Source organism: Mycobacterium shimoidei (assembly GCF_900417275.1).
In the GTDB taxonomy this organism is placed as follows: domain Bacteria; phylum Actinomycetota; class Actinomycetes; order Mycobacteriales; family Mycobacteriaceae; genus Mycobacterium; species Mycobacterium shimoidei.
On record NZ_UEGW01000001.1, the window covers coordinates 752,559 to 762,672 of the forward strand.

Annotated in this window: 10 protein-coding genes and 1 pseudogene; 2 read left to right on the forward strand and 9 right to left on the reverse strand. The window is 67.0% G+C overall.

Annotated elements, in window-relative coordinates; translation table 11 throughout:
• Positions 1 to 69: 69 nt before the first annotated feature.
• Positions 70 to 834, reverse strand: coding sequence for a trans-aconitate 2-methyltransferase (locus tag MSP7336_RS03740; protein WP_113963076.1), 765 nt, complete (start codon positions 832 to 834; stop codon positions 70 to 72).
• 65 nt (positions 835 to 899) lie between these two features.
• Between MSP7336_RS03740 and MSP7336_RS03745 the strand changes: the two are divergent.
• Together MSP7336_RS03745 and MSP7336_RS03750 are read left to right on the forward strand one after the other, a co-directional pair.
• A pseudogene (locus MSP7336_RS03745) lies at positions 900 to 1,810 on the forward strand (amidohydrolase family protein).
• Positions 1,807 to 3,003, forward strand: coding sequence for an alpha/beta hydrolase family protein (locus MSP7336_RS03750; protein ID WP_113963077.1), 1,197 nt, complete (start codon positions 1,807 to 1,809; stop codon positions 3,001 to 3,003). The pseudogene MSP7336_RS03745 and the gene MSP7336_RS03750 overlap by 4 nt, the downstream one beginning before the upstream one ends.
• Here MSP7336_RS03750 and eccE read toward each other — a convergent pair.
• From eccE to MSP7336_RS03790, 8 genes are read right to left on the reverse strand one after another with little or no spacing between them, the layout of a single operon-like run.
• Complete coding sequence (gene eccE / locus MSP7336_RS03755; RefSeq protein WP_244917408.1) at positions 3,000 to 3,965, reverse strand: type VII secretion protein EccE; 966 nt, start codon at positions 3,963 to 3,965, stop codon at positions 3,000 to 3,002. The two genes, MSP7336_RS03750 and eccE, sit on opposite strands and share 4 nt — an antisense overlap.
• Positions 3,962 to 5,344, reverse strand: coding sequence for a type VII secretion-associated serine protease mycosin (mycP, locus tag MSP7336_RS03760; protein WP_113963078.1), 1,383 nt, complete (start codon positions 5,342 to 5,344; stop codon positions 3,962 to 3,964). The genes eccE and mycP overlap by 4 nt, the downstream gene beginning before the upstream one ends.
• A complete protein-coding gene (eccD, locus tag MSP7336_RS03765) occupies positions 5,341 to 6,762 on the reverse strand; it encodes a type VII secretion integral membrane protein EccD (protein ID WP_113963079.1) in 1,422 nt (473 codons plus the stop codon). The genes mycP and eccD overlap by 4 nt, the downstream gene beginning before the upstream one ends.
• 57 nt (positions 6,763 to 6,819) lie before the next feature.
• Complete coding sequence (locus MSP7336_RS03770; RefSeq protein ID WP_113963080.1) at positions 6,820 to 7,677, reverse strand: ESX secretion-associated protein EspG; 858 nt, start codon at positions 7,675 to 7,677, stop codon at positions 6,820 to 6,822.
• 22 nt (positions 7,678 to 7,699) lie between these two features.
• Entirely contained in the window at positions 7,700 to 7,990 is a 291-nt protein-coding gene (locus MSP7336_RS03775) for a WXG100 family type VII secretion target (protein WP_113963081.1), read from the reverse strand.
• 18 nt (positions 7,991 to 8,008) lie between these two features.
• Complete coding sequence (esxG, locus tag MSP7336_RS03780; protein WP_113964327.1) at positions 8,009 to 8,302, reverse strand: type VII secretion system protein EsxG; 294 nt, start codon at positions 8,300 to 8,302, stop codon at positions 8,009 to 8,011.
• 48 nt (positions 8,303 to 8,350) lie between these two features.
• Complete coding sequence (locus MSP7336_RS03785) at positions 8,351 to 9,796, reverse strand: PPE family protein (protein ID WP_181786543.1); 1,446 nt, start codon at positions 9,794 to 9,796, stop codon at positions 8,351 to 8,353.
• 2 nt (positions 9,797 to 9,798) lie between these two features.
• Complete coding sequence (locus MSP7336_RS03790; RefSeq protein WP_069397101.1) at positions 9,799 to 10,107, reverse strand: PE family protein; 309 nt, start codon at positions 10,105 to 10,107, stop codon at positions 9,799 to 9,801.
• Between the last annotated feature and the right edge of the window lie 7 nt (positions 10,108 to 10,114).

A 10,114-nucleotide genomic window follows, 5' to 3' on the forward strand; every position in this document is an offset into this window, starting at 1 on the left:
CTCCGCGAGAGTGCAGTTACCGACGCATTTCGCGAGTAGGACCGTCGGTAGTTGCACTCTCGGCGCCGGTCAGTTGACCTGCGCGACGACGAAGATCCGCCGGAACGGGAAGAACGTCGTCCCGTCGGGCCGCGGCGGGTAGGCGTCGGCGAGCAGCGGGATCAGCTCGGCGCGGAATTGCTGCCAGTCCTCCTCGCTGAGCCGCTCGCGCACCGCCAGCAGCGCGGTGCCGCTGATCCAGTCCAGCACCGGGTGCTCGCCGCGCAGCTGGTGCAGATAGGTGGTTTCCCAGGCGTCGACCGTACAACCGGCGTCGATCAGTTGTTCGGCGTAGTGCATCGGCGTGTCGACCACCGTGCCTACCCGAAACGGTATGTCGCTCAACTTCTTTGCCCAAGCTTCGCGGCGAGCCACCGCACGCACCGCCGCGTGTGACGGGCTGTCGAATGCGCCGGGTACCTGCACGCCGATCCACGAGCCGGGTGCCAGCTCACCGGCCCACCGGACCATCAGTTCAGCATGCTCGGGCACCCAGTGCACTGCGGAGTTGGACAGCACCACGTCGGTGTCCGGTTGCGGTGTCCAGGTCCTCAGGTCGCCGACGGTGGCGTCGACGCCGCGCTCACGGGCTGCGGCGACCATCTCCAGTGAGTTGTCCAGCGCCTCGATGGTGGCGTCGGGCCAGCGTCGGGCCAACTCCACGGTGAGGTTGCCGGGACCACAGCCCAGGTCGACAACCCGCCGCGGGTGCTCGGCGCCCACCCGGGCCAGCAAGTCGTAGAACGGGCGGGCGCGCTGATCGGCGAACGCCAGGTAAACGTCCGGATCCCACATGTCTGGTCCTTCCGATCGACACCTACGAGCCGACTGGTATAGAGAAACGTTAGACGAGGGTGGAGATGACTGACGAAGACGACGCTGCAAACGTTCGGCGGATCTGGTCTGAGTTGGGCTTGCCCGGGGTGATCGACGTACACACCCACTTCATGCCGAAGCCGGTGATGGACAAGGTGTGGAAGTACTTCGACTCCGCAGGCCCGCTGGTCGGCCGGTACTGGCCGATCAGTTACCGGTCCGACGAGGCCCGACGAGTAGAGCTGCTGAGGCTGTTCGGGGTGCGCGGTTTCACCGCCTTGGTCTACCCACACAAACCAGATATGGCGGCCTGGCTGAACCAATGGCCGGCGAGTTCGCGAGGTCCACACCAAATTGCATTGCGACCGCTACGTTTTACCCCGAACCCGATGCCGGCGAATATGTCGAAGCCGCCGTCCGCGACGGCGCACAGGTATTCAAGGCACATGTTCAGGTAGGCCACTACGATCCGAATGATCCACTGCTGGACCAGGTCTGGGGCGTCATCGAAGATGCCCGGGTGCCGATCGTCATCCACTGTGGATCCGGGCCGGTATCCGGTGAACATACCGGGCCTGAACCGATACGCCGTCTGCTGCGCCGCTACCCGCAGTTGCGGTTGATCATCGCGCACATGGGGATGCCGGAATATGCCGAATTCTTGGACATCTGCGAAAGCGCTGCCGACGTGCGACTGGACACCACCATGGCCTTCACTCCCTTCGTCGACGAGACCATGCCGTTCCCAGCGGATCAGCTGCGCCGGCTGCGCCAGCTGGGTCACCGCATTTTGTTCGGTAGCGACTTCCCGAACATCCCCTACAGCTACGCTGATGCGATGCGCGCCCTCACCCGGTTACCCGATATCGACGACGATTGGTTGGGCGCCGTGTTCTACCAGAATGCGGCTACGCTGTTTCACCCGCTCGACACCAGAGAGGCCAGCCGACAATGACGTCCGACGCCGATCCGCTCAGCGCGCCCGTTCCGATTCCCGATGTACCCGGCGCGGACGCCGGTGCGGCGGGCCTGCCGGATCTGGCGGCCCTGCCGCTACGCCAACGAGCCTTTGTCGAAGCGACCGCACTCAGCGACATCGGCCTGCGGACGGCGGTGGCCACCATGCTCGCGGCGACGATGGCGCCGCCGGTGTTAGCTACCAGCCTGCTGCGCAGCCAATCTCGCAGGGAGCGGGCCAATTTGCGCTTCTATGCCGAGCTGGCCGGTGAGCGTGATTCGGCGATCTCCTTTCCGGCTCCGACATCGGTGCCTCGGGTACTGGCACGGCCGGCCAACGTGATCGCAGAGAGAATCGCACACGGCAATGTGGAGAACATCGAGTTCGCCAGTAGCTTCGAGGCGGTGAATCCTGCTCTGCGCCAACAATGGCGGAGCCTGCGCAACAACAATGTGGTACGGGCCCAGCATTGGCGCCACGGCGACGGGCCACGGCCGACGCTCTGTGTCATCCACGGCTTTTTGGGGTCACCGTACCTACTCAACGGATTGTTCTTCTCGCTGCCCTGGTATTACAAATCGGGTTACGACGTTCTGCTCTACACCTTGCCGTTCCACGGCAGGCGTGCCGAAAAGAAGTCTCCATTCAGCGGATACGGTTACTTCGCCCATGGTCTGACCGGTTTCGCCGAAGCGATGGCCCAGGCTGTGCACGATTTTCGGTCATTGGTCAACTATCTTCAGCACACCGGCGTGGACCGTATCGCGTTGACCGGTATATCACTTGGCGGCTACACATCGTCGTTGATCGCCTCCGTCGACGACCGGCTCGAGGCGGTGATCCCAAATTGCCCTGTCGTCACGCCGATCCAGTTGTTCGACGACTGGTTTCCGGCCAGTGTGCTGGTTTCACTCGGGCTGCGAATCGGCCAAATCGGCCGCGACGAGCTGAGCGCGGCACTGTCCTATCACTGTCCGCTGAACTACCAGCCGATGGTGGCAATGGACCGCCGGCTGATCATCACCGGTCTCGGTGACCGTTTCGCCCCACCGGGCCAAGCCGAAATGCTTTGGGAGCACTGGGATCGCTGCGCGCTGCACTGGTTTCCGGGAAGTCACCTGATGCACATCAGCCAACTGGAGTATCTGCGCCGAATGACTCAATTCTTGCAGGGCTTTATGTTCAGTTAGACCGCGGCGTGCAGTTGCTGGGCGCTGCTCGGCCAGCGCAGCTGACTGAGCAGGTCGGCAGGTAAATCGGTGTGTCCGTCCAATCTTTCGGTTGACCCAAGCTGCAGCGCCGTGAGCGCCGACCGGTGGTTTCCGGATTGCGGTGACAACCCGGAAATCGGTGCACGTCCCCCAGGCCGGGTATTCGTGCGCAGCGCGCAGGCTACCGCAACCGTCGGAGCCTCTGCCGCGCCGGCGATTTCGAGCGTCGTCCATGTTTCGCGGGCTGGATAGGACCGGATCACCGCGAGCAGCTCCGGCAGCGCCGTGTCGGCCTTGGCTCGGTATGCTGCAACGTAATCGGCGCCTCCCTGGCGTATGCCGCGCCAGGTTTCCCGGGCCGTCGGCGCGAAAACCGCCGGGACGTCGTCGGGTTCGGCCAGGCTGGCCGTCCAGCCGATCTCCCGCAAGTGGTCGGCGAGCCGCCGCGCGGCGACCTCCGCGGTCTGGTGCAGCGGAATGCTCGGCGAACGAGCCTGCAGAGCGGCGAGGTTGTCGGTGGCCGAAAGGGTCAGCCCAATCCACGTCTGCCGCTGTGGTACTCCCGCATCCGATTCGGTGTCGCGGCTGGTGACCCGGATGGCGTCGGCACGTATGCCGTAGCGGTGCAAGTATTGCGCAATCATCGTGAGCGGCACGTGGTCGGCTTCGGCGTCGGGCGCGCTCACCCGCAGCAGCACCGTCGTCCGTACGTCGATCCCGGGCTTATGGGTCCGCCCAGGTCTGCGGGCCAGCAACGCTATTCGCCGACGCAGCATCGTCGTTATGAACATGCCGCGCCACCACGCCACCAGGATGATCAGCACGGCGATCGCGACGCCGAGGACCCACCGTTCACGCGTCGACTGCCACGGATATGCCATACCCACCGCCACCGCGGCCAACACCGCCAGCGTGATCCGTCCGGTATGCGATTGCCTCACGAGGTGAGCTCCTTTCGGCGGCGCGCGGCGATCGCCGCCGCGGCCACCACGACAAGTGCCAGGGCGGCGGTTCCGCCGGCCGCGACGATCAGCGGGGTGTAATTCTTCGGCGCGGGTTCGGGCGGTGCGGGGATGTGCTTCACCGGTGCCGTGTCGGGTTTGGCGGCGGCCGGCAGTTCCCAGGTCAGCGCCGCCATCGCATCCACGGTGCCGGCACCGACGAGGTTGGAGGGCGCGCGGGCCCCGTTGTGCGCGGTCGCGGTGATGCGGTGTATCACCTGCTGGGCGGTCAAATCGGGATACTTGCTGCGGACCAGCGCCGCGACACCGGCAACGTAGCCGGCCGCGTAGCTGGTGCCGCTCAACGGAACCAACTGCTGGCGTTCATTGGGCAGCCCGTTGGCCAGACCGCCGTCGTCGCGGTTGCTCACCGACACGATGTTCTGCCCGGGTGCGGCGATGCCGACCCACGGGCCGGCCATGCTGAATTTGGCGGGCTGGCCGTCCGGCGTCAGCGCGGCCGCCGACAGCACATAGGGCTGCCACCACGACGGGATGGACACCGACGTGACGCCTGCCCAGTTGCGGGGATCTTTGGGGCGGCTCAGGTCGGTAAGCGGATTGGACTCGCAGGCGATGCCGCCGGCCGAGCCGGTCGGGCCGCTGTTGCCGCTGGCCGCGACGATCACCGCGTCTTTGTCCACGGCCGCATAGCGGATAGCGGCACCGAGCGCGGTTTGGTCGACGCTGCGGTCGGCGGGCAGGCAGGTCACCGAGGAGATGTCGATCACCCGGGCGCCGAGGTCGGCCGCGCGCACGATCGCCCGCGCCATCGCCGCCACGTCGAACGACACCTGCGCCAAAGTCGAGTCGCCGCCAGCCATTTTCGGCGAGAACTTCGCCGAGGCGGCGCGCAACGACAGCAACCGCGCCCCGGGCGCGACGCCGGCGAAGCCGTCGTCGCCGGGCTGGCCGGCGATGATGCCGGCCACCAGGGTGCCATGTCCGTCGCAGTCGGTCAGGCCGTCGCTGGTTTCGATGTAGTCGCCGCCGGGGTCGACGTTGGGCAGCCGGGGACCCGGACGCACACCGGTGTCGATGACGGCCACCAACTGACCGTCGCCCCGGGAAATCTTCCACACCGCAGGCAGATTCATCATCTGCTGGTTGGCGGTAATGGCACCGGGATCCGTTCCGGGCATGACGCCCGAGACAGTGCATTCCCCGCGTTGCTCCATCGGCTGGACCGGCCCCGGCGCGCCGTTGGGTGGCGGCACGGCAGGGTCGACCACGGGCGGGCTGATCGCCGCAGCCGATGGACACACCCACGTCGCCGCGGTCAAAACCGCGGCGACGCAGGCTAGCCCGGCACGAATCATCGATTGAGCACCCAGCTGAACAGCCCGACCAGGTAGGCCATCACCGGGATCAGCGACGCGTCGATGCCGGCCGCGGCGAAGCCGAGCAGCCGGCGCACCGGCAGCGAATAACTGTCCGGCGATCCGATCGCCGGGTTCAGCGCGACCACTACCCAGGCCAGCACTAACACGGCCAACGCGACGCCCGCGCACAGTGCGGCGACGTAGCGCTCCGTCGAGGTGTAGAGCACCAGCAGCGCCACCGCGACCAGATACGGCTGGGCAAGCAGCCAGGCCTTGCAGGCGGCCGAATCCCACACCCGGGCACGCAGCGCGGCAGCGGTCGCCGTTGCCGCCACCACATACCAGCCCCACGCCGAGAGCGTCTCGGGCCGCATCGCGATCGCCACCGACCCCAATACGCTGAGCAACACCGCGGCGGCGATGAATCCGGTTTGATGTGCGTCGCTGATCCGCACCCGCCGCGGCAAATCCTGCAGCACACGCAACGGGGGCGCCGACGGAGTGGGATCGCCGGGCGCCGGAATGACCGGCAGCGGCAACCGCGCCCACAGCGCCGACAGTTGCGGTGCCTCGACGGCAACGAGCAGCGCCACCACTATCAGTCCGCAGCCCAGGCTGAGCAGCGGTAGCTGCCAGACCGACTGGGCGGCCGCGGCCAGCAACACGCTGGCGCCTAAAACTACTGTGGCAGTGAAGAATTTGATGGCGCGTTCAGGCTCACGGCGCGGAAGGATGATGGTGACCAGCGACCATGCGGCAACTCCGGCGGCGGCCAGCATCACGTGTTCGGAGCCGAAGGTGCCCGGCACCGCCAATGCCAGCGCGGCGGCGATCGGCACCAGCGCCGTCGCCGAGAGAGTCATCGCCACCCGCGAGGAACGTGCCGTCAGGCCGGCCAGCGCGGTGAGCACCGCGATAGCGCCTACCGCGAACAGTCCCGCGTTCACCCCGGTGGCCACCCGGTGCGCGGTCGCGAAACCGGTTGCCACGATTACGAATCCAACGACTGCGGCCAGCGCCCCACGCTGGATGTGAGTGATGCCCCACGGCTTCAACCGCGACTCGGAGAAGATCATTGCCGCGTCGGCGATGTCCTCGACGATGCCGGGCGCGGCGGGGCCGGGGGGCACCGGTTGCAACGCGAGCAGGTCGCCGTCGACGACGCCGACGGTGTCCAGACTGGCGTCCAGGCTGAACGGCGCTCCGCCGATCGGGGCAAGACTCAGCCGGGTGGGTGTTGCCTCGTCAGCGATATCGCCGTTGTCGGCGGCATCTTGACCAGTTGTGGGAACCACCAAACGCTGGACCGCAGGCAAGATTTCGCGCAGCGGTAGCTCGGCGGGCAAAGCCATTTCCGTCAACCGGCTCTCGGCGAGGATGGCAACCCGCACGATCGGCATCACGGCGCTCGACATCAGCGGATCCTCGGACGTTGGTGGGACATGAGTTCTCTTTCTCTCGGTGAATCTGGGCTAGGTGGACACAGTGAAGTCTCGTGACAGCCGCTTGCCCGGAAACCATTCCTCGTCCGGGAGCGTCGCGATCAGTTGTTCGATGGCGACGGCGATCGCAAATGGTGTTCCGGGACTGAACGTCGACACCCATTCGCCGTCGAAGGCGCGCGACGGCGCGACCAGCACCCGGCCCGCGGTGGTGTCGACGATGCTCATCCCGACTTCGGTGGTGGCGTGCCGACCGTCACGGCGGCAACCGGCGACGACCTCGACATAGCTGCGGGGACCGTTGAACACCGATTCCACAACGGGCCGTGCGGATTCCGGAATACCGAGGTACTCGAGCACCTCGACGAGCGGTGTGCCGTTGCGCAGCCGCTCGTCAGCCCGCGCACCGACCCGGGCCGGCATGCTGAACTCGTCGAAGCGCGCGGGCGGTCGCTGCGCCAGTCCCACTCCCAGCACCGGCACCAATGCCCGCGCGTCATCGATACGCATCGACGTGAAGGTGACCAGTTGCGCATTGCGCAGCGCCACGACGGTTTTGTCGCCGCGACATGCCACGATGCCGCGCAGCATGTCGCCGCGGGCAGGCCCGGTGTTCGGTCCCACGTAGCGCAGGTCCAGCCACCGTTCCGGAAAGCAAACCACCCGGATCCACTCGCCCACCGCGTGGTTGATCACCCCGTCGGCGGAGATGAGTCTCATCCGGGTCAGTTCGGCTTTCTGCCGCTCGACGAACGCGCCGCGTTGGCCGGCGTCGGTGTAAGGCGGGGTGATTGCCAGCACCCACGGGAAGGTTCCCGCGCCAATGGAGTCGGCAATGAACCACGCCTGTTCGACGGTCAGCTCGACGGCGTTGGGTTCTGCGCCCATCTAACCTACGAGCCCGTCTTTGCTAGCCGCCCCATTTGGCGGCTTCGGCTTGATCGCGGGCCAGCATCGCGGTGGTGTTGGTCTCATGGGTGCCCGCCATGGCGTGATAAGCCCGCACCAAATCGGCCATCGCCTGATTCCACTGCGCCTGCCAGGCCTGATACGTCATCCCGGTATCGCCTTGCCAAGCCCCCGACAACGCCGCCTGCTCACTGGCGATATCGGCACCCAACCCCTGCAAGGTCGCCGCATACCCGGCCATATCCGCCGCATGCGCCAGCATCGCCGGATAGTTGTACATAATCTGCGACATCACTAAACCCCTCTTCCCTTAAAACCCGGTGTAGCTCGACGCCGCCGCCGCATCGGCCGCCACATACGTGCCCGCGGCATCCCCCAAATTGGCCTGCGCAATATCCAGCAACGCATTCACCTTCGCCGCCGCCTCCACAAACCGGGCATGCGCACCCTGAAACGCCGCCGCCGACTCCCCCACATGAAACGCCTGCGCCGACACCGCCTCCTGCTCGGCCTGCCCAATCGTCGAACGCATCAACCCCGCCTTAGCCGCAAACGCCGACTGCGACGCCACCAACTGCGGAATATGCGCATCCAACATGCTCATCGTCTGCATCCTTTCGTCAATTGCTGTCTGTGGTTTGCCTTTTAAGTCTCAGTTGCGCTCTCCCCCTTCTTCGTTGGCCTCACCGGTATGTTCGGTATCCCACGTGCCGGGCATCATCGGCCTGGCGGGTCCCCCCGCGAGGTCGTCACCCGCCAAGCGGGTCAGTCCGGCCGCCTCCTTGCTGAGGGCGTCGTCGGTTACGGTTCCGGCGAATCCCAACCGGCCCGCCCCGTTGTCGGAAGCGACCGACTCTGTTGGCGCGCCGGTATCGGGCTCGAAATCCGTTTCCATGTCCGCGAACTCATCGGCGTAGTCGCGCATCACCGTCCGCCTGCGCCGCCGTGCCCGGGCCTTCTCGCGGCTCGAAACCCCTACCGCGGCAGCGGCGGCGGGGATACGGGCCGCCGGGGCTTTGGCGCCGCGGCGGTCGATCAGGGCTGGGCCGGGCCCGCCACCCGGCCCGAAACCGCCTACCGCATAGGCAAAGGCCGGGGTGGCGGAGGCCGCCGCCGGGCCGCCGGCGGCGGCCGCGGTTGCCGCGGCGGGCGCCGCCGTTGCGGTTGCCGCCGGCGCGGCAACGTTCGACGCCAAGGTTGCGAGCGGCAAGGACCCGGGCTGGGCGGCCGAAGCCGCGGCGGCCGCGGCCGGTCCTGCCAAGGCGGGGACGGCGACCGGCGCCAGCTGGACCAGCAGCGCGTTGACACCCACTCCGATGGTGAGCGGCAACAAGAACGGCGAACTGAGGATCATCGCCCAGGTCGGCCAGCCCAGGATGTTGGTCACCACTTCATATCCGACAAAGAACAGCAGCGGGCCCCACGCGGTCGGGTTCGCCATTATCGAGCTGAGCACACCGGCTGGGTCCTGGAAGAGTAGGACAAGCTGGTTGAACATGTCGGTCAAGAAGTCCCCCGACGATGGCGGGTCCGCGGCGGCGGCCGCGCTACTGCTCTGCTGTTTCAGCACAGCCGGAGCAGGTGTTGTGCGCGGCGCCGATGCCAATGCGGTGCCGGACACGGCGTGATAGGTCGCCATCGTGGTGGCGGCCTGGATCCACATCCGCACGTAGTCGGCCTCGTTGAGCGCAATCGGAATCGTGTTGATGCCGAAGAAGTTCGTCGCTACCAGCACGGCATGGATCGCGTGGTTGGTGGCCAACTCGGCCAAGGTGGGCATGGCGGCCAAGGCGGTCGTGTAGGCCGCCGCCGCAATCTCGTGTTGTGCGGCCACCTCGGCGCTGTCGGCGCTGGCCTGCGTCAGCCACGCCAGATACGGCAGGTGGGCGGCGACATACTGCTCGGCGGTTGGGCCCTCCCAGGCGCCGGCCTGCACCGCGCCCAATAGCGTGGTGAGATCGCTCGCAGCCGAAGCGTATTCGTCGCTCAGCGACGCCCACGCCGCTGAGGCCGCCAACAACGGCCCGGGTCCTGGGCCGCTACTGAGCAGCGTCGAATGCACCTCAGGCGGCGACGCCATCCACACCGGCGCGGTCATGCTCAGCTGCCGCCACCCAGGTAGGTCGAGGCCGCGGCCGCATCCCCGGCGGCATAGCTGGCGCCGGACGCCGCAACACCTGCGCCGGCGCGGCCCAACTCTTCGACACCTTCGGCCGCTACCGCGGTGTGCTCACTGCCCTGGGCGCTGAAACCCGCGGCGGTCTGCAGCGACACCGGGTCGGCCGCCGCAGGCACCACCGCGCCGATCACCGGCGCCGCACTGGCGTTCGCCGCCGCGAGCCGGGCGGTGATCGCTTCCACCGCGGCGCTGGCCGCGGCCAGGCCTTCGGGTACGACTTGCAACGTCATGGGTGAT

Bases quoted from the DNA above. Each gene is read 5' to 3' on its own strand.
- esxG (WP_113964327.1), bottom strand. From the start codon at position 8,302: ATGAGCATGTTGGATGCGCATATTCCGCAGTTGGTGGCGTCGCAGTCG.
- MSP7336_RS03790 (WP_069397101.1), bottom strand. From the start codon at position 10,107: ATGACGTTGCAAGTCGTACCCGAAGGCCTGGCCGCGGCCAGCGCCGCG.
- MSP7336_RS03770 (WP_113963080.1), bottom strand. From the start codon at position 7,677: ATGGGCGCAGAACCCAACGCCGTCGAGCTGACCGTCGAACAGGCGTGG.
- MSP7336_RS03740 (WP_113963076.1), bottom strand. From the start codon at position 834: ATGTGGGATCCGGACGTTTACCTGGCGTTCGCCGATCAGCGCGCCCGC.
- mycP (WP_113963078.1), bottom strand. From the start codon at position 5,344: ATGATTCGTGCCGGGCTAGCCTGCGTCGCCGCGGTTTTGACCGCGGCG.
- MSP7336_RS03750 (WP_113963077.1), top strand. From the start codon at position 1,807: ATGACGTCCGACGCCGATCCGCTCAGCGCGCCCGTTCCGATTCCCGAT.
- MSP7336_RS03785 (WP_181786543.1), bottom strand. From the start codon at position 9,796: ATGACCGCGCCGGTGTGGATGGCGTCGCCGCCTGAGGTGCATTCGACG.
- eccD (WP_113963079.1), bottom strand. From the start codon at position 6,762: ATGTCGAGCGCCGTGATGCCGATCGTGCGGGTTGCCATCCTCGCCGAG.
- MSP7336_RS03775 (WP_113963081.1), bottom strand. From the start codon at position 7,990: ATGTCGCAGATTATGTACAACTATCCGGCGATGCTGGCGCATGCGGCG.